At 54.1% G+C, this 19148-nt stretch carries 19 protein-coding genes; 12 read left to right on the plus strand and 7 right to left on the minus strand.

Features of this window, described 5'->3' with window-relative positions:
* Positions 1–53 precede the first annotated feature (53 nt).
* The 3 genes from argJ to JQR86_RS05225 all read left to right on the plus strand — a co-directional run bounded on the left by argJ (position 54) and on the right by JQR86_RS05225 (position 2942).
* A complete protein-coding gene (gene argJ / locus JQR86_RS05215) occupies positions 54–1271 on the plus strand; it encodes a bifunctional glutamate N-acetyltransferase/amino-acid acetyltransferase ArgJ (RefSeq protein WP_434154441.1) in 1218 nt (405 codons plus the stop codon).
* 91 nt (positions 1272–1362) lie between these two features.
* Complete coding sequence (locus JQR86_RS05220) at positions 1363–2001, plus strand: glutathione S-transferase family protein (protein WP_434154442.1); 639 nt, start codon at positions 1363–1365, stop codon at positions 1999–2001.
* Positions 1998–2942, plus strand: coding sequence for a Nudix family hydrolase (locus JQR86_RS05225; protein WP_434154443.1), 945 nt, complete (start codon positions 1998–2000; stop codon positions 2940–2942). The genes JQR86_RS05220 and JQR86_RS05225 overlap by 4 nt, the downstream gene beginning before the upstream one ends.
* A 39-nt stretch (positions 2943–2981) precedes the next feature.
* Here JQR86_RS05225 and JQR86_RS05230 read toward each other — a convergent pair whose 3' ends face one another.
* The 4 genes from JQR86_RS05230 to JQR86_RS05245 are packed head-to-tail and all read right to left on the minus strand — an operon-like array spanning position 2982 to position 7613.
* On the minus strand, positions 2982–4037 hold the full coding sequence (locus JQR86_RS05230) for an ion transporter (protein WP_434154444.1): 1056 nt from the start codon (positions 4035–4037) through the stop codon (positions 2982–2984).
* Positions 4027–4617: a cob(I)yrinic acid a,c-diamide adenosyltransferase gene (locus JQR86_RS05235; protein ID WP_434154445.1), complete on the minus strand. Its 591-nt coding sequence runs from the start codon at positions 4615–4617 to the stop codon at positions 4027–4029. Before JQR86_RS05235 ends, JQR86_RS05230 begins: the two co-directional genes overlap by 11 nt.
* A 17-nt stretch (positions 4618–4634) precedes the next feature.
* The gene (locus JQR86_RS05240) at positions 4635–6656 is read right to left on the minus strand and encodes a sensor histidine kinase (protein WP_434154446.1); all 2022 of its coding nucleotides are present in this window, start codon (positions 6654–6656) and stop codon (positions 4635–4637) included.
* 42 nt (positions 6657–6698) lie between these two features.
* Complete coding sequence (locus JQR86_RS05245; RefSeq protein ID WP_434154447.1) at positions 6699–7613, minus strand: putative 2-dehydropantoate 2-reductase; 915 nt, start codon at positions 7611–7613, stop codon at positions 6699–6701.
* Between the two features lie 160 nt (positions 7614–7773).
* Here JQR86_RS05245 and JQR86_RS05250 point away from each other — a divergent pair, with 160 nt between their 5' ends.
* Both JQR86_RS05250 and JQR86_RS05255 read left to right on the plus strand, forming a co-directional pair.
* Entirely contained in the window at positions 7774–8253 is a 480-nt protein-coding gene (locus tag JQR86_RS05250) for a YajQ family cyclic di-GMP-binding protein (RefSeq protein ID WP_010795300.1), read from the plus strand.
* Between the two features lie 120 nt (positions 8254–8373).
* Positions 8374–9219, plus strand: coding sequence for a mechanosensitive ion channel family protein (locus tag JQR86_RS05255; RefSeq protein ID WP_019366761.1), 846 nt, complete (start codon positions 8374–8376; stop codon positions 9217–9219).
* A gap of 29 nt (positions 9220–9248) precedes the next feature.
* Here JQR86_RS05255 and JQR86_RS05260 read toward each other — a convergent pair whose 3' ends face one another.
* Positions 9249–10985, minus strand: coding sequence for an AmpG family muropeptide MFS transporter (locus JQR86_RS05260; protein WP_312508773.1), 1737 nt, complete (start codon positions 10983–10985; stop codon positions 9249–9251).
* A gap of 29 nt (positions 10986–11014) precedes the next feature.
* Complete coding sequence (locus JQR86_RS05265; RefSeq protein WP_312271318.1) at positions 11015–11368, minus strand: MGMT family protein; 354 nt, start codon at positions 11366–11368, stop codon at positions 11015–11017.
* A gap of 186 nt (positions 11369–11554) precedes the next feature.
* Here JQR86_RS05265 and JQR86_RS05270 point away from each other — a divergent pair, with 186 nt between their 5' ends.
* The 4 genes from JQR86_RS05270 to groL all read left to right on the plus strand — a co-directional run bounded on the left by JQR86_RS05270 (position 11555) and on the right by groL (position 15454).
* Positions 11555–12568: a DUF481 domain-containing protein gene (locus JQR86_RS05270; RefSeq protein ID WP_073449434.1), complete on the plus strand. Its 1014-nt coding sequence runs from the start codon at positions 11555–11557 to the stop codon at positions 12566–12568.
* A gap of 229 nt (positions 12569–12797) precedes the next feature.
* Positions 12798–13277, plus strand: coding sequence for an FxsA family protein (locus JQR86_RS05275; protein WP_010795295.1), 480 nt, complete (start codon positions 12798–12800; stop codon positions 13275–13277).
* A 197-nt stretch (positions 13278–13474) separates the two neighbouring features.
* Entirely contained in the window at positions 13475–13768 is a 294-nt protein-coding gene (locus JQR86_RS05280; protein ID WP_010795294.1) for a co-chaperone GroES, read from the plus strand.
* A gap of 45 nt (positions 13769–13813) precedes the next feature.
* Positions 13814–15454 carry a chaperonin GroEL gene (gene groL / locus JQR86_RS05285; RefSeq protein WP_010795293.1) on the plus strand — a complete coding sequence of 547 codons (1641 nt, stop codon included), beginning with the start codon at positions 13814–13816 and terminating at the stop codon, positions 15452–15454.
* Positions 15455–15516: 62 nt separating this feature from the next.
* On the opposite strand, the gene JQR86_RS05290 is transcribed toward groL, so the two are convergent.
* Positions 15517–16245: a phosphatase PAP2 family protein gene (locus tag JQR86_RS05290; protein ID WP_407362151.1), complete on the minus strand. Its 729-nt coding sequence runs from the start codon at positions 16243–16245 to the stop codon at positions 15517–15519.
* Positions 16246–16419: 174 nt separating this feature from the next.
* Between JQR86_RS05290 and JQR86_RS05295 the strand changes: the two genes are divergently transcribed.
* The 3 genes from JQR86_RS05295 to JQR86_RS05305 all read left to right on the plus strand — a co-directional run bounded on the left by JQR86_RS05295 (position 16420) and on the right by JQR86_RS05305 (position 19148).
* Positions 16420–17103: a response regulator transcription factor gene (locus tag JQR86_RS05295; RefSeq protein ID WP_122041947.1), complete on the plus strand. Its 684-nt coding sequence runs from the start codon at positions 16420–16422 to the stop codon at positions 17101–17103.
* A complete protein-coding gene (locus JQR86_RS05300) occupies positions 17093–18388 on the plus strand; it encodes a sensor histidine kinase (protein ID WP_407362150.1) in 1296 nt (431 codons plus the stop codon). Before JQR86_RS05295 ends, JQR86_RS05300 begins: the two co-directional genes overlap by 11 nt.
* Before the next feature lie 79 nt (positions 18389–18467).
* Positions 18468–19148: a class I SAM-dependent methyltransferase gene (locus JQR86_RS05305; RefSeq protein WP_407362149.1), complete on the plus strand. Its 681-nt coding sequence runs from the start codon at positions 18468–18470 to the stop codon at positions 19146–19148.

Here is a 19148-nt window from a genome sequence, read left to right on the forward strand (position 1 = left end):
GCGACCGGCTCAGCCGCTCGCGGCGTTTCATTGTTAGCTACAGGAGAAACCTCATGGCTGTTGGTCTCGGCCCGTTGTCTACGTTACATCCTGTTCCAGGATTCGAGCTTGGTATTGCATCTGCCGGCATCAAGCGTCCTGGACGCAAGGATGTGGTTGTAATGCGTTGTGAAGAGGGTGCGCGGGTCGCTGGGGTTTTTACGACCAATGCATTTTGTGCCGCTCCGGTTGTTTTGGCGCGTAAACGATTTGCAGGTAATGTGCGTTATTTGCTGACCAACACAGGTAACGCCAATGCAGGTACCGGCGAGCCTGGAATGGCCGCTGCGGAACGTACCTGTCAAGCGCTTGCCGATTTGGCCGGGGTGGAGGCCTCAGCCATTCTACCGTTTTCAACAGGCGTGATTGGTGAGCCGTTGCCTGTCGAGAAGATCGAAGCTGCACTGCCTGCAGCGCTGGCTGATCTTAAGGCAGACAATTGGGCCCAAGCGGCCAGCGGTATCATGACGACTGATACCCTGCCCAAGGGGGCTAGCCAACAGTTCACCTTTGACGGGCAAACCGTCACCGTGACGGGTATCAGCAAGGGCGCCGGGATGATTCGTCCCAACATGGCTACCATGCTGGGCTACATTGCGACGGACGCAAAGGTGGCTCAACCCGTTCTGCAGGATTTGTTGCGTGACGCTTCCAATAAATCCTTCAATCGCATCACCATCGATGGCGATACCTCCACCAATGATTGCTGCATGCTGATCGCTACCGGCAAGTCATTGCTCCCCGAGATTGATAGAGCCGAAGGCGAACTGTTCGCACAGCTCAAACGAGCGATTTTCGAGGTGTCCATGGAGCTTGCCCAGGCCATCGTTCGAGACGGCGAGGGTGCAACCAAGTTTGTAACGGTGGAAGTCAACGGCGGCAAGAATCATCAGGAATGCCTGGACGTAGCCTATGCTGTGGCACATTCCCCACTGATCAAGACAGCATTGTTTGCCTCTGACCCCAATTGGGGACGCATTCTGGCGGCAGTTGGCCGGGCAGGCGTTCCGGAGTTGGATGTCAGCCTGATCGATGTTTTCCTTGGTGATGTCTGTATTGCTCAAAAAGGCGGTCGCGCCGCGACCTATACCGAGGCGCAAGGCACTGAAGTCATGAGCAAAGAGGAAATTGGCATTCGTATTGAATTGGGTCGTGGACATTGCAGTGAGACGATCTGGACAACGGATCTGTCCCATGAATACGTGAAGATCAACGCGGAATACCGCACCTGACGCGAAACATTCCCGATTTATTGAGGAATCGTTTCATAACGCGCCTCTCTTGTGCTCCTATAGATGCATGATTGTGGATAAGGAGAGGCGCGTGTCTCTTACCCTGGTTATCGGTAACAAAAATTACTCGTCTTGGTCGCTTAGAGCCTGGCTGGTCATGGAGCTGTCCGGTGCTACCTATGACGAGCTCCAAATTCCGCTCTACACACCAGACAGCCGTGCGCGGCTTAGACAGCACTCTCCTACCGGTAAGGTGCCTGTCCTGAAGACCCCGGAAGGCGTCATCTGGGATTCTCTAGCAATTGCCGAGTATATGGCCGAAAACTACTCGCAAGCAGGACTGTGGCCGTCTGACGCTGCCGCGCGGGCAATGGCCCGTTCATTGTGTGCTGAAATGCACAGCGGTTTTTCAGCGTTGCGTAATCATCTGCCCATGGACCTGAAGCGCCGCCAACGGCTCGCGACGATACCTGCCGAAGCTGAAAGTGACATCAAGCGTATCTGTTTCTTATGGGCAGAGTGCCGTGAGCGTTTTGGTGCAGAGGGGCCGTTCCTGTTTGGTCGTGCCAGTATTGCTGACGCTTTTTATGCCCCTGTCGCTACACGCCTGAGAAGTTATTCTGTGCCTCTTGCATCCGATGCTGATGGATATGTAGATGCCATTTACGCATGGCCTGCATTCCAACGCTGGTATGAGGAGGCATTGAAAGAGAAAGAGGTTATTTCATGAGTCGAGTTCACGTCGCAGCAGCGGTTATTCGCAATCCTCAAGGTGAAATCCTGATAGCAAAGCGATCAAAGGAGCAGCACCAGGGTGGTTTGTGGGAGTTTCCAGGTGGAAAGGTCGAGCCTGGCGAGGATGTTCAGGTCGCCCTGGCTCGTGAGCTGAGCGAAGAGTTAGGCATTCAGGTAGAGACCTGCCGTCCATTGATCCAGGTTTGCCATGACTATACGGATAAGTCGGTTCTACTCGACGTATGGGAGGTCACTTCATTTGCAGGGGAGGCCAAAGGACTCGAAGGCCAACCGTTGGCTTGGGTACGGCCACGTGACTTGCCCGACTATGAATTTCCTGAGGCAAACATTCCTATCGTCAAGGCTGCCCGGCTACCACGCACCTATCTGATCACGCCAGGGGATCTTGAGCCGAAGGCGTTGCTTAATGGGCTTGCCAGAGCATTGGATGCAGGTATCGAGCTGGTTCAGCTGCGCACGCCTGCCTCATTCGATCCTCAATACCGAGACCTCGCAGTGGATGCGCAAGGACTCTGTGCTGGCCGTGCTCAGCTCATGCTCAAGGGGCCATTGGAATGGTTGGGTGACTTTCCGGCTGCCGGATGGCATATAACCAGCCAGCAGCTGCGCCGTTACGCTGACAATGGGCGGCCTTTTCCTGAGCACCGTTGGCTGGCAGCGTCTTGTCATAATGCTGAGGAGCTTGAGCTTGCCAGGCAGATGGGAGTGGACTTCGTAACGCTTTCTCCTGTTCAACCTACCGAGTCTCACCCAGGAGCGTCGACGCTGGGATGGGAAGCCGCGGAAGCGCTTTTGAAGGCATTTAACCATCCTGCATATCTGCTAGGCGGCCTAGGGCCGGCTGACTTGTCCCGTGCCTGGGCGTTGGGTGCCCAGGGGGTAGCGGGTATCCGCGCTTTTTGGCCTGCGGAGTGAACGTTGAGTTCCGGTGCTGATACGGTCACCGGAATCTATCTAACGAGGTCTGTCTGGCCCCGTTAGCTGAGAGGAGTCAGCCAGCGGGGTGGGCAGCAGTAGTTCACCCAGCTCGCTAGCTCGGCGAGCAATAACCTTTTGCTTGAATACTTCAAGAATTTCGACCAGTACTTCATCAAGATCCGTTTGTCCTCGAGGCAGACTTTCATCGAAGCTACGATCAGCAATACGGCTGGCCAACGCCTTAAAGTCTCTTGACTGCAGACCAACAACCGCCTCACGGATCAGGCGATTGACGATATCGGCAAGCGTATTGTCGAGAGACTTGGCGAGGCGATCGCCCATGGGAAGTCGCTTCAGGGATTTGATGTCCTCGTTTTCGGTTACTGCCGAGCTGATCAGTTCGCTGATATAGCGATGCAGCGTAGCCTGGTTATGAGCATAGCTTTCATTGATCATGCGTTGTAACCGCGAGGCGACCGCATCTATCAGTTGCTGTTTGCGTGGTCGAATGACATCGTCGATCACGCGGCTGGAAAAGTCGTCCTGCGTACGAAGCTCTTCCTGTATCTCGCCGAAGATTTTAATCATGACGCGATCGGAGATTTCCTCCATCAAGATCTGATAGTAGTGATTAAGAAACTCGTAGAGGCGCCAATGACGAATGTCGATGAGGCCCAGCCGTTGCAGACGAATAAGCAGGGAGGCGACGCGCAAGGCTCTCAGGAGGCGGAAGCCACTCAGCGGAATGCAACCTAGAACGTCATACCAGTGAATAAAAGGGTAGTACCACCACTTGCCATGACACCGCTCTGCAATGGCAATCGCCCAGCTCAGCAGTACATCCAGAATGAAAAATGCAACAAAGCAGAGATCGATTGTCTGGAAGTGTGCATGCACATAATGAGCATACCAGCCATGTGCAGTGGGGCTGGCCAGCTCAACCAGACGATTCAACGGGCCAATTGAATAAAGGCTATCAAACAGAATCAACGCCAGATTGGCGCATACCAATACGAGAATGAATCCATCCCAGGCGGCATGGAGTCCTTCGCGGCGACGTGTCGGTGGAATGGCGGTGGGATCAGCCATCATGATGTCCCGCTTTCTGAGCCGGCTTCCACAAGTGCTCGGCAATACCCTGACGCCTACCAATAATACGTGCGACAACAAACAGCAAGTCCGAAAGGCGGTTGAGATAAGCCATCCCTACACCTTCGAGCGGCTCGCTTAGGTTTAACGTCTGGCAACGCCGCTCGGCACGTCGAGCGATGCTGCGTGCGGTATGAGCCAACGCAACGGCGCGTGAACCGCCGGGCAGGATGAAGTTCTCGAGAGGCCCCAGCTCTTCATTCCAGGTATCGATCGCCTGCTCCAGTCGTTCGATCTCATCGTAGTCCAGCGCGCGATAATCTGGCATGGCCAACTCACCACCCAGATCGAACAGGCGATGCTGGCAGGGTGTCAGGACGTCAATGACGGAGACAAGCTCGGGGATGTGAGCCTGCTGATACTCCAGCTCTGCAAGCAGAACGCCTAGCATGCTATTGAGTTCGTCCACATCACCAATGGCCTCGATACGAGGATGGTCCTTGCGGACGCGGCTGCCGTCTGCCAGACCTGTTTCGCCTGTGTCACCGGTTCGGGTGTAGATTTTTGACAGGCGATAGCCCATGTACAAGCTCCTTGGTATCAGTTGTTGCCTGCCTCCGGCTGATTGAGCGGCAAGCGCAGGGTAAAGCAGGTGCCTTCACCAGGTCTGGAATGGACCTCCATTTGACCCTTGTGGTTGTTGGTAATGATGAAATAAGACACGGACAAACCCAGTCCGGTCCCTTGTCCCACTTCCTTGGTGGTAAAGAAGGGTTCGAAGATCCGCTTGCAAATTGATTCCGGAATCCCGATCCCATTGTCCTCAACCTGAATTTCTGCCCAATCTCCTCGGCGGTATGTACGCAGCACCACACGGCCCGTTTCGCCTTCTTCTTCATCATCCCGTTGATGAATGGCCTGGGCCGCGTTCTTCAACAGATTGAGGAGAACCTGCTCAAGTTCATTGGCAATAACCGGTACGGGGCCTAGATCCGGGTCAAATTCACACTGGATATTGAGTGCGCGGAAGTCGAAACCTTCTGCCAGGTCAAAATCATTGCCAGCAATTTCGATGGCCTGGTCGATCAAGGAGGGCAGGTCGCAGGCGACCATCTTGCGGTTGCTTCGACGACTGAAAGCCAGCATGTGACTGACGATTTTGGCGGCACGGCTTCCTGCCTGATGAATCCCATCAAGAAGACGGGGGATTTCCCGTCCCTTCAGGTAGCAGTTCACATCCTCCAGTCCCACGCCGCATTCTGCTGCCTGATCGATATTCTTGGGAAGCTCTGGTGAAAGTCGGCGGCGGATATTCTGAACGTTATGCAGGATGGCACCGAGCGGATTATTAATTTCATGCGCCATGCCCGCAGCCAATCCACCGACCGAGAGCATTTTTTCGGACTGCACCATCAGCTCTTCCATGTTCAGGCGCTGGGTGATGTCATCGATTCGGATGACGACTCCGCGTCCGGCACCGCCCATGAGTGGATAAAAGGTCAGCGTGTAATGTCGGGGAGCGTCAATCAGCGCCCAGGTGACACGCTCTACTTTTTCCACACGCATATGTTCGGCCGCGCGACTTAGCTGGGGAAGAAACGGTTTGATTGAGGGGAAGGCCAGAAAAATAGGTTGATTCAACGCCTCATCCAGATTGGTGCCTGAGAGGTTGGTTGCCTCCTGGTTCCACTGCGTCACATAGAACTGTTCATCGACAGCAATCAGTGCCGATGGCATCGAGTCGATGATGCTGTTTAGGTAATTTTGAAAGCCGGTGAGCTTTTTCTCGATCTTGCCCCGTACCTGAACTTCCAGTTCGAGCTTTCGGTTCGAGCGACGTGTTTCTTCGGCCAGGGTTTGAGCCTGAAGCACTGCGGACTGGGCGTCATCACGGGCGCGTTTGAGCTGTTGCTCGCGGCCCTCGATGCGGGTCAGCATCGTATTGAAAGCATCTGCCAGCCGACCTATTTCGTCGTCACTACCCTTGCCAGCGCGCAGCGAGTAATTTTCCTCGCGGGTAACCTGGCGAGACAGCTCTTCCAACTGAAGGATCGGCCGGGTGATCAACAGACGAATCTGTCTGGCCACAACAAACCAGAGCAGGAGACTGAACACCAGAATGGCGATGCTGGCGGTCAGCGTTCCGGTATAGAAGGCCCCGGGTAACTCGCTGCTGGCGACCAGCAGCAAATGGCCGGAGCGGCCATCTTCTTGAGGAAGGTCGATCAGCACATTCGTACGAAACTCACGCAAGCGCCAGTTTTCAAGGCTTGTGTAATGCGTAGGCAGCTTTAGCAACGTGCCATTTTGTATTTCGGCAAGTAGATGCCCGTCCTGGTTGTAAATGGCAGCCAGGCGGAGCGGGCTGTAATTGTCGAGTCGATGCAGAAGCGCTTCAGCCCGCTCCTTGGAGCTCAGCGCCTCCTGGCTCAGCGTGGGGATTGCCAGCAGCCTGCCAACCGTTTGCAACGCCTGGGGCGTCATGTTTTCCTGGGAAATCCAGTAGGCTGCAGAGATGAAGGTAATGTTAGCTACCAGCAACACAGCGCTTAACAGTACAAGAAGCGCAGCCAACAACTTCTGGCCAACCGGAAGATTTCTGAGTCGCTCGCGCAGAATCATGGCTTACATCGCTGCAATAGGATCTGAAAGGGTAGCCTGCGCTTAGTCTACCGGCAATCCATGGGTCTCCAGATGATCGATCAAGTGGCGATGGAGTTGCTCAAGGGCGCCCAGCTTGAGTCCATGGCGCTGAGCCTCTTGCAGCGCATGGCCAAGCAAAAAACTGATTTCCGTACGACGTCCATGAGCAACGTCCTGAAGCATCGATGAGGTGTTGTCGGCAGTCGCATCAATTACAGCCAGCACCGCTTCCTGAAGGCCAGGGGCAAGGTTTCCGTGCCCGACTGCCTCCAATAACGCGTCCAGTTCAAGGGTGAGGGCTTTGATCTCGCCAGCGTAGGCGTTGAGCTCACCATTACGGCATTTATGGAGCACCGTTAAGGGGTTGATGGCACAGTTGATGGCAAGCTTGCGCCAGAGTTGCCCCATGATTTCTATTGACCACTGGACCGGTATGCCCGCCTCGTTGAGCTCATCCAGCCACTCCGGTACATGATCGGGATGAGCCGGATCACCCAGCCAAGTGTGGCCTTTCCCAGCCTGGACGATGCTGAAATCGGACTCACGGAAGGCGCCTTCCGTGCTGCTTGCAAGTATGCAGCGAGCCCGCGGTATACGCTCGACTACGCGTTCCTGGCTGCCAATGCCGTTCTGCAGCAGAACCACTTCAGCGCCAGGAATGAGGCGGGATGCCACAGCTGCGACGGCGTCCTCCGCATCGTAAGCCTTGCAGGCCACCAGCAGGCGTCGGATGGGGGAGGTCTCTTGAGGTGTTTCGGCAGGCAATGGGTAAAGGCTGTCCTGCTCACCCTCACGTAAGGAGAGCCCACCGGCTGCCCGGTATTGGGCCAGGCGCAAGCGGTCTTTGAAGATCAGGCGTACCGGGATGCCTGCGCGAAACAAGCGCGCTGCCCATAACCCTCCCAGACTTCCAGCTCCCAGAATGTGCCAGCTCATGACGTTATACCTCGTTAGCAAAAATAGAAGGAACCCATGTTTCACGTCCGGGCAGGATGGAATTCCGGGTAATCGACCACAGTCGTTATAATGGCTGCCCCTTTTTGATCGTCAAGCCAGTCGCATCAAGTCAAGCGCCTGGCCTACATGGAGATATGACATGCCTTCTTTTGATGTAGTGTCCGAACTGGATAAACATGAAGTGACCAATGCGGTTGAAAATGCCATGAAGGAACTGGATCGCCGCTATGACCTACGCGGAAAGGGCTCCTTTGAGTTCAAAGAGCTTACCGTCACGCTAACGGCGGAAGCGGATTTTCAACTTGAGCAGATGCTGGAGATCCTGAAAATGAATTTAGCCAAGCGCAAGATCGATGTGCAGTGTCTGGAAGTTAAGGATGCTTATGCCTCTGGCAAAAGTGTCAAGCAGGAAGTTGTACTGCGTGAAGGCATCGATAAGGAGCTTGCCAAGAAAATCGTTGCTACCATCAAGGACAGCAAGATCAAGGTTCAGGCCGCAATCCAGGGTGAGCAGGTCCGCGTGACTGGCAAGAAGCGCGATGAGCTTCAGGAAACCATTGCCATGTTGCGCGGCCAGGAATTGGGCATGCCGCTGCAGTTCAATAATTTCCGTGATTAGCCCTTCTGCAAGACTTGGCGTCCCGCGTGACGGGAACCTTCTTAGTACCGGTACGTCGCACTTAGCGTGACCAACTGCTATAGGCCGATCATCTTCCATTGATTTAAGGAGAATCCAACGATGGATCTAAGTGTGCAGTTCGACCGACTTCTTGCTGCTTCTGAAGCCTGGCTGCCGGTCATACTGCAGTACATAGGGCAACTGCTACTGGCTCTGATTACCCTAGCTATTGGCTGGTGGGTTATTAATAAAGTAACAGACAACATGTCCCGCCTATTAAGGGCTCGTCGCGTTGATGCCGAGCTGCTCGGTTTCGTAGGCAGCTTGGCCAATATTGTTCTCAAAGTACTGCTCGCCGTCAGTGTGGCTTCCATGATTGGCATTGCCACGACCTCCTTTGTGGCCGTGATTGGTGCTGCAGGTCTGGCTGTCGGGCTCGCGTTGCAAGGCAGCTTGGCAAATTTTGCAGGTGGTGTGCTGATCTTGATGTTCCGCCCTTACCGCGTGGGCGAATTCATTGAGGCCCAGGGTGTAATGGGAACGGTTGATTCTGTGCAGATCTTTCATACGATCCTGTTAACGGGGGACAACAAGACAGTTACGATCCCGAACGGAACACTTTCTAATGGCATCATCACTAACTACTCACGCCAGGCCAAGCGTAAGGTGATTTTTGATGTGGGCGTGGACTATGAGGCGGATCTGCAAAAAGGGCGGGAGGTTCTGCTCAAGTTAGCTGAAGATGCACGTGTCCACCGTGATCCAGCACCAGAGGTGGTTGTTTCTGCCTTGGGTGATAGTGCAATTACACTGTCTCTGCGCTTCTGGACTAACAGTGGGGATTACTGGCCGTTGATGTTCATGCTGAACGAGCAGGTCCGGGATCGACTTGGCGAAGTTGGTATCGGAATCCCTTTTCCCCAGCGTGTTCTGCATATGGTTTCAGAGAAAAAAGAGGCTGCCTAAGCGAAGCCCGCCTACTGGCGGGCTTTTTATTACGGTGGAGAAATACTTGGCTCTCCAGTGGTTGTTTGCCGACTGGACTGGCTTCGCTGCTTTAGCCAGAGCACTGCAATCAGAATCAGTGTTGGAATTCCTAATAGGGATGTGATCATGAAGAATGAAACATACCCCACATGCTCAACCATGCTTCCAGAGTATCCGCCTAGCAGGCGTGGCAATAAGAGCATAAGCGAGCTTAGAAGCGCATATTGAGTCGCAGAGAAGCGAAGGTTAGTCAGGCTCGACAGATAGGCAATAAAGGCGGAGGACGCTAACCCAGCACTGAAATTATCGCAACAGATCGCAATCACTAGCAGCATGGTGTTAGCGCCTGTTGTAGCAATCAGGGCAAACAGCAAATTGGTCAACGCTGAAGCAAGACCGCCCAGGAAAAGAATCGGAAGAATACTTATCCGCGCTGTTAATACGCCACCCGCTGCGGCGCCAAGCAGGGTCATGACTACCCCAAATACCTTGCTGACGGTGGCAATAGTCTCTTTGCTGTATCCCACATCAATATAAAATACACCCGCCATTACCCCCATAACGGTATCGGATAGGCGATAGGTCGAAATTAGACCCAGCAGCATTAGGGCCTGCCATCGATAGCGCTGTATGAACTCGCTGACCGGTGTCAGAACAGGTCCCATAAGCTTGCGTCCCGAACTGGATAAGCAAAGCGCTGCGATAAGAAGGTACATAAGGCCGCGAGGCCAATAGCCTCCAAAAAAGGATTTGCAGCCACCCGTTACGGCAATACATAACACGATCAATACGATGACCGAGACTGCTTGGTGTGCAAAGTCAAAGCGTGGCACTTCGTCTGCATTACAGGCGGTCTGATGCAGATCCATAGGTTGGCGGACTTTTTCAAGTAAATCCTTGATGGGCTCATAGATCCGACGACCCCAAGGAGATATGCAACCAATAATAAACAGGGCATAGAGCAGTGCGCGTGGCCAGGCAAAATCAATAATTGCGTTGATCATGGCCGGAATGGAAACCAGCATTACCAACACAAGGGTCACAGACAGTAACTGGTGATTAAAGCCGAATCGAGAATCAGCGAGGCCCATGGGAGCGGCCAGCGGGGGTTCTCGAATCAGAAGGCTGGTAAGCAGCCCAGGCAATACCAGTAAGGCAAACAGCATATAAGTAGTCGCCCAGGCGGACTGACTGTAATTCAAGACACTTGAGCCTAATATTTCAGCCAGGAACAAGGCGCCAGCACTTGCTAGGAGCGAGGCTATTCGGTAACCCGTCATATAACAGGCGGCCAGCGCAGCCTGATGCGAATCTTCGGCAATCTCCAGCCGATAGGCGTCTACAGCGATATCTTGCGTAGCCGAAGCGAACGCTACCATTACTGCCAGTGCAATCATGGCGCTCAAGTCATATTGAGGATTACATAAAGCCATGCCCAGTAGTCCGACTCCCACCAATGCCTGTGATAGCACAAGCCAGGAGCGTCGACGGCCCAGACTGCCAATGACCGGCAGGCGCCACTGATCGAGCATGGGCGACCATACCCATTTGAAGGCGTAGGCAAGACCGATCCAGCTGGCATACCCGATGGTTTCACGCGAGACGCCAGCCTCCCTCAACCAGACGGACAGGGTCGAGAAAACCAGCATCGTCGGAAGGCCTGCGGCAAACCCCATCAGCAGCAAGGCCAGACAGGCAGGGGACTTGTACGTGGCGAGGGCTTCTCGCCAGAAGTTTCTGATCATGCGAACCGGTATTTACAAAAACACACACTCTACTCGCAAGCTTGAAGTGGATTCCACCTGTGCCGACGCATGTCCACCCGATCATTGTGAAAAATGATGCCTTCAGCCCGTAATCGCTGTCGTTGCTCGATACCCGAAAGGGAATCGGACGGTAAGCTGATTCGACCATCTGCCCCGATCACTCGATGCCAGGGAAGGGTGGTCCCTTCCGGCAGACGGGAAAGTGTCCGTCCCACCCATCGAGCCGCACGGCCCAGGCCAGCCAGTTCAGCTAACTGACCGTAGCTGACGACCTTTCCAGGCGGTATTTCTGCCATGACGCCGAAAAGCGCTGCCTGGCGAGTCTCGGGTGTGTCTGAATGTTGGAAAAGGGAGTAAGGCATAGGACTGAACTCGACGTATTTCAAAAAACAAGCAAAGAAATGCTGGGCCAGTGGAATTTGTTAATGAAAATCAGTCATATGCGCTTGGCGTGAAAAGGTTGCTCAACCTCACCCGCGATTATTTCTGCTTTCTTAACAAGGGCCGGACAAACATAACCGGTTCATATCTCTACAACGGCGTCTTTTATGTTGTCACGAACTCTCTTTTGCCTTGCCGCTTTTTCAGCCCTTTCCAGTACCGCTTTTGCGGACACGGTATGGCTGAAAAATGGTGACCGCTTGACCGGGACGATCAAGCTTTTAGACAGCAAGAAGCTACTGTTGCAGACCGATTACGGTGGCTCCATTCCCTTGTCCTGGGACAAGGTGGCTACGCTGCAGCGCGATCAGCCCGTGCTGGTGCAGCGTGGTGAATACGAGGAGGATGTCGAGGTCAAGAGCCTCAAGCCTGCCGGCCAGGGTCAGGTCATTGTCGAAACGGCAGAGCAGGGCGCGCAGACCGTACCTCTGGCCAGCATCAGCCAGATTGTGCCACCAAAGCCGCTCCTGCATGACTTTACCTGGAAGGGCAACATCGATGCGGCATTGAATTACAAGCGTGCCGACAAGGATACAGACGACTACGACATCGACTTCAAGACCCAGGCTCGGCACGGTATGTGGCGTCACAATGCCCAGGGCAGTTACGACCGTGAAAAGAAGGACGGAGCGGTATCCACGGATAACTGGTCGCTTCAGTACGCGCTGGATCGTTTCTTCAATGAAAAGTTTTTCTGGCAGGGACGGCTGTCCTACGACAGGGACAAAGTTGAAGACATCGCTCGCCAGCGTAACGTTGGTACAGGCCCGGGCTATCAGTTCTGGGATAACGAGCTGGGATCCTTCTCCCTGACAGCGCTGCTGGATCGCGCCGACTATCAATACCGCGATGGTGACAAGGACAGCTTCTACTCCGTGTCAATGAAGTGGGACTACAACCGTTACGTATACGGACAGACGGTTCAGCTATTCACTACTGGTGAAGTAGGACGCCCGCTGGACAATACCGCGGACTTCAGCCTGGATACGGATTTAGGTCTGCGCTACAAGGTCACCAACTGGGCGTCTCTTAACCTGAAGGCGTCAAAGCAGCTGGTCAGCGGGGCCAAGGGAAGTCTCAACGAAACCCAATACAGCGCAGGTATTGGCGTAACGTGGTAACTGCTTGTGCTAGGGCGCCCTTGTGGCGCCTTATCCAGCCAGTAGTCAGCTGACTCCTCATCAATCCATACCTTGTAACACTCCTTTCTATTGCGTAGAAGCCCGTGTCGTCTGGCCTTGAGTGTCTATTGATAGCGTGATTCCACACGCAAGGGTTGAATTAATCCCTGGTCAACGCCACCTTGGAGTTTTGGTAGGTTCGGCCTTGGAGGCCCCAAAGGACACTGCGATGCGCAAATTCCTGTTTCTGTTTTTACTGTTTCCCCTGTTGGAACTGGCAGTCATGATCAAGATTGGCAGTTCCATTGGAGTCGGCTGGACGTTGATCCTGCTGGTCCTGAGTACTCTCATTGGTATTGGCATGCTTCGGGTGGCCGGCTTCACGACGCTTTGGCGGGCTCGTATACGTATTGCCATGGGTGAAGTGCCTGAGAAAGAGATCATGCAGGGACTGACGATGGCCGTCAGCGGCTCCTTGTTTGTCCTACCCGGCTTTATCAGTGATGTGCTGGCGCTGCTAGTGCTGTTACCCATTACACGCAAGTTACTGATAGGGTCTGTAATGGCGCGGATCAATGTGCGCGGAGGTGGGCAGACTTATCAGCACAGACCGGGTGATTTTCATCAAAATCATCAGCGCCCCGAGGCCCCTCGCGTGATTGAAGGTGAGTACGAACGGCGAGATGATAAGAAGCCGTTTAATCACTGAATTAGAAAAATTTTTTTGCTCTGCCCCTTGAAATGATTTTCTACAACCTCATGTAGCGGACACCGTAAGGTTCTTGCCATTGGCAGGCTGAATTCGCACCTTGCATTGCAGGGTGCACCCGGCGAAGCCGGTTAAAACAAAACAGCCGGTGGTCTTCACCGGTAATTGGAAACGCTTACATATTAGGAGATACGACTATGAAGCTTCGTCCTCTGCATGATCGCGTCGTGATCCGTCGCAGCGAAGAAGAAACCAAGACTGCTGGCGGCATCGTGCTGCCGGGCTCGGCTGCCGAAAAGCCGAATCGTGGTGAAGTCGTTGCGGTAGGAACCGGTCGCGTTCTGGATAACGGCGAAGTTCGCGCTCCAGCTGTAAAGGTTGGCGACAAAGTAGTATTTGGTCCCTATTCCGGCAGCAACGCCATCAAGGTTGATGGTGAAGAACTGCTGATCATGGCTGAGTCCGAGATCCTGGCTGTACTGGAAGGCTGATTGCCGATCCCTGTTTCCACCGAATTCGTTTAGAGGAAAAAGAACATGGCTGCTAAAGAAGTCAAATTCGGCGACTCCGCCCGCAAGAAAATGCTGGTCGGCGTAAACGTTCTGGCTGACGCTGTAAAGGCAACACTGGGCCCGAAAGGTCGTAACGTTGTTCTGGACAAGAGCTTTGGCGCTCCGACCATCACCAAAGATGGCGTTTCCGTTGCCAAAGAAATCGAGCTGAAAGACAAGTTCGAAAACATGGGTGCTCAGCTGGTCAAGGACGTTGCGTCCAAGGCTAACGATGCAGCTGGTGACGGTACTACCACTGCTACCGTTCTGGCTCAGTCCATCGTGAACGAAGGCCTGAAGGCTGTTGCTGCCGGCATGAACCCAATGGATCTGAAGCGCGGCATCGACAAGGCAACCATCGCCATCGTTGCTCAGCTGAAAGAACTGTCCAAGCCTTGCGCCGATTTCCGTGCCATCGCTCAGGTAGGTACCATTTCCGCCAACTCCGACGAATCCATTGGCAGCATCATTGCTGAAGCCATGGAAAAAGTAGGCAAGGAAGGCGTGATCACTGTTGAAGAAGGTTCCGGCCTGGAAAACGAACTGTCTGTCGTAGAAGGCATGCAGTTTGACCGTGGCTACCTGTCTCCTTACTTCATCAACAAGCCGGACACCATGTCCGCCGAGCTGGACAACCCGCTGCTGCTGTTGGTTGACAAGAAGATCTCCAACATCCGCGAAATGCTGCCGGTGCTGGAATCCGTTGCCAAGGCTGGCCGTCCGCTGCTGATCGTTGCTGAAGACGTTGAAGGCGAAGCGCTGGCTACTCTGGTCGTCAACAACATGCGTGGCATCGTCAAGGTTGCTGCTGTCAAGGCGCCTGGCTTCGGTGATCGCCGCAAGGCCATGCTGCAGGATATCGCCATCCTGACTGGCGGCACTGTGATCTCTGAAGAAGTAGGCCTGAGCCTGGAAAGCACCACTCTGGAGCACCTGGGTCAAGCCAAGCGCGTTGTTATCAACAAGGAAAACACCACTGTTATCGACGGTGCTGGCGTTCAGGTTGATATCGAAGCTCGCGTCAAGCAGATCCGTGCTCAGATCGAAGAGACTTCTTCCGATTACGACCGCGAAAAACTGCAAGAGCGTCTGGCCAAGCTGGCTGGCGGTGTTGCTGTGATCAAGGTGGGTGCGGCAACTGAAGTTGAAATGAAAGAGAAGAAGGCTCGCGTTGAAGACGCCCTGCACGCAACCCGTGCAGCCGTTGAAGAAGGCGTGGTGCCTGGCGGTGGCGTAGCCCTGGTTCGTTCCCTGCAGGCCATCGAAGGTCTGAAAGGCGACAACGAAGATCAGAACGTAGGTATCGCTCTGCTGCGTCGTGCTGTTGAAGCACCTCTGCGCCAGATCGTTGCCAACGCGGGTGGCGAGCCAAGCGTCGTAGTTGACAAGGTCAAGGCCGGTGAAGGCAACTACGGCTTCAACGCTGCGACTGGCGAATACGGCGATATGATCGAGATGGGTATTCTTGACCCGGCTAAAGTGACTCGTAGCGCCCTGCAGGCTGCTGCCTCTATTGGCGGTCTGATGGTAACTACCGAAGCCATGGTTGCTGATATCCCAGAAGACAAGGCTGCTCCGGCAATGCCTGACATGGGCGGCATGGGCGGTATGGGCGGCATGATGTAAGCCACCCAGCTACCTAGCTGAAAAAGCCCGGCCTAATGGTCGGGCTTTTTTATAGGCAATACTTAAAGCGCAGACGGGGCGGGAGCAGTCTTTTCTGGTGAGGAGGCCGGACGGTAAAGCATCAATCGGTAAAAAGCCAGGCACACCAGCCAATCAAAAAGTGCCGTCCATATGTTATGGGAAAGAAAGTGAGCCCCTTGCATCATCCGTCCGATGGAAAAGATACAGCCCAGCGCGAAGGCTGCAGCCAGCGCAGCGCGTGCCAGCCGTGCACGGCGATCGCGTAAAAAGAAGTAGAACGCAAACAAGGTAAAACCACTGGAAGCATGGCCGCCGGGCCAGCACAAATTGTTCTTGTTGGTCGCGGGACGCTCTGACAATAACGGGGAGTAAACCTGGTCACCTCCATACTGAACCAGGCTCCAGGGGCAGGGGACGTCGGTCAGCTTTTTCAGTGGCATGACAAGCGCTGTACACGTACCCATTGCAAGCACCAAGTATCCCAACGACTTGCGCCAGGGTTTCAGAGGTGTCCAGAAAAAGCTCAGGATCAAGCCTGCAATGGCAATAATACCGATCAGGATAACCAGCTGTTTGGCCCGATCATGCAGAACATCCTCAAGAAAGGCACTGTGTCGCCCAATAAACCCTGTGCCTGGATCATAGAATGCATCGGCCAGTGCAAAGTCGAGGCGTGTGGGCTCAACACTCAATAAAAGAATCATTACTGCCAAAGGCAGACCCAGAGCCCAGAAAAAGTTGAGCGGGCGAGAGTAAGCAGAAGCGTTCATGGGTATCCTAGAAGGAGAGAGGCAATTGTTTACAGGGAAGGCAGTTTCTATCTGAGCAGATGAAACAGGGCGCTCCTGTACAGTGCGCTGTGCCTTGTCATGCCCAGGTGAATGGGTAGTGAAAAAGATGTTAAACAGGCCTGCTGCGACCGCGCGAGGCTATGAGGTGAGTTCATGCGTATTCTGGTGGTTGAAGATAACCGCGATATCTTGAGTAATCTGATGGATTACTTGAGTCTCAAGGGATATACAGTCGACTGTGCCCAGGATGGGCTCTCAGGCCTGCACTTGGCGGCAACCGAGCATTATGATCTGTTGATTCTCGATATCATGTTGCCGGGAATCGATGGGTACACGTTATGCCAGCGCTTGCGTGAGGATGCCCGGCGCGATACTCCGGTTATCATGCTAACGGCGCGAGATCAGTTGGATGACCGTCTCAAGGGGTTTCGCTCTGGCGCAGACGATTACCTGATCAAGCCTTTCGCCTTGTCGGAGTTGGCTGCTCGGATCGAAGCGGTGATGCGCAGGACGCGTGGAGGAGGCAGGCGGCAGCTCCAGGTGGCTGATCTTGTTTATGATCTCGACACGCTGGAAGTTAGCCGTGGGGGTAAATCGCTCAAGCTAAATCCCATCGGTCTCAAGCTGCTTGCGGCGCTCATGCAAAAAAGTCCGCATGTGATTCGGCGAGAAGTCCTGGAAGAGACGCTTTGGGGAGATGACTGCCCTGACAGCGATAGTCTGCGCAGTCATATTCACCAGCTCCGCCAAGTTATAGACAAGCCCTTTGAAACGTCCTTGCTCCATACGGTACATGGTGTGGGCTACCGCCTGACGAACGATAGCGATGGAGTATAAGCAGAGCCTTTTACGCCGGATCATCATTGCGTTTGTGTTGATGACCGTAGTGGTGGGCAGCCTGTTCTCCTTTGGTATTGTTGAGGTTGTACACCTGGTTGAAGAACAGCTGATCTCCGAAGACATGAGCAACGAGCTGAATCGCATGTTGCGACGAGACATGCGAAACGGTGGTCAGCCGGTGCTGGATCCTGGCATGAAGCTCTACTACGCGCCGGAAAATGAGCCACAGTCATTGCCGCCGGATTTGGTGGGGCTCAAGCAGGGCTTCAGTGAGGTCAAGGAGGGCGGTCGGTACTACTATGCCTGGGTTCGGTTCCAGGATGGGCGGCACTACATCCTTTTGCAGGATCAAAGTGATTTTGAGCGACGGGAAAAGGCTCTTTACCGGGTCGTGCTCAAGGGGTTTTTGCTCAGTGTGGCGTTGTCAGGCCTTCTCGGCTGGTTGCTGGCGCGCCGAGTCATTGCTCCGGTCAGTCGTCTGGCTCGTCAGGTTCGACATCGTGACCAGATGCTGCTGATGGCTCCTCCATTGGCCCCGGATTATGCCAATGATGAAGTAGGGGAATTGGCAGCGGCGTTTGACGACGCATTAGGTCAGTTGCGTGATGCGCTTACCCGAGAGCAGTTGTTTACCAGTGATGTGAGCCATGAGTTGCGAACACCACTGATGGTGATTGCCACATCATGTGAGTTGCTGGCTGAGGATCCAGGCCTGGGCCCCAGAGGCAAGGCACAGCTGCAGCGAATGGTGAGCGCTACCGAAGAAATGCGGGATCTGGTGCAAACCTTTCTCCAGTTGGCCAGAGCACAGCGCGACGGGGCGGTCATTGCGCCTCGCAGTTCGCTCAGAACGATTGCCGATGAGCTGGTGCTGCAGTGGCAGGGAGCAATCGAGGCCAAGGGGCTAACCTTGAGGTATGAACCTGGGGGTTATGAACATCAGCAGACCTACAACGCCCCATTCCTGCGGTCTGTCATGAGTAATCTGCTGCGTAACGCACTTCATTACACGGATGCGGGTGAGATTCGCCTGACGTTGGAGGAAGCTGCTTTTACGGTAGAAGACACGGGCAGCGGCATTCCTGAAGCTCAACATGATGAGGTCTTCAAGCCCTTTGTACGAGGTAGTGCAAGACGTGGCGAGGGGTTAGGGCTTGGCCTCTCACTGGTCCATCGTATCTGCCAGTTGCAGGGATGGAAAGTTGCATTGACTAATCGTCAGCCAAACGGCTGCTGTTTCCGGGTTGAGTTGGCATTGCCTGAAAGCGGCAAAAACGATTGACGTAATTTTCACATGACCTTGACCCTGATTTAACGGTGCGCTCCATAAGGTGGCTTCATCTGACTTATGGAGTGCCGCCATGAAATCCACGATTGAGCTTCCCTTCTCCGAGAAGTATGACCGCGCGCATGCCGAGCAGTATTTCAAGAAACACCAGGATGGCATGGCTCGCCGCTTGTCTCATTGGCGAGATGAGCAACTTGCCCGCCGCGCCCTGAGGTTGGCGGGACAGCCCAATTTAGTCCTGGATCTACCATGCGGCGCCGGTCGTTTCTGGCCGCTGCTCGCGGAAAAGCAGAATCGGGTCATTATTGGCGCTGATAACTCAGCGGATATGCTGGCCGTGGCATGTGCCTCCCAGCCCAAAGAGATAGTCCAGCGTGTGCGTACCTTGCAAACATCCGCTTTTGCTATCGATCTTCCTGATAACGCAGTAGACAGTATTTTCTGCATGCGCCTGGTGCATCACATTGCTGATAGCGCAGACCGCTTGGAAATGTTCAAGGAATTCAATCGTGTAACACGCGATACGGTCATTCTGTCATTATGGGTGGACGGTAATTTCAAGGCATGGCGCCGCAAGCAGCTAGAAGCCAGGCGGCAGCTCCGCAACAAAAGTACGGGTTATCAAAATCGCATTGTTCTAAATGCCGAGCAGGTCGAGCACGAATTCGTACAGGCTGGTTTCAAAGTCGAAAAGCATCTTGATTTCTTGCCGCATTACTCAATGTGGCGTGTTTATGTTTTAAGAAAGGTTTGA

This window comes from Pseudomonas sp. JZ134, from assembly GCF_051027695.1.
In the GTDB taxonomy this organism is placed as follows: domain Bacteria; phylum Pseudomonadota; class Gammaproteobacteria; order Pseudomonadales; family Pseudomonadaceae; genus Chryseomonas; species Chryseomonas luteola.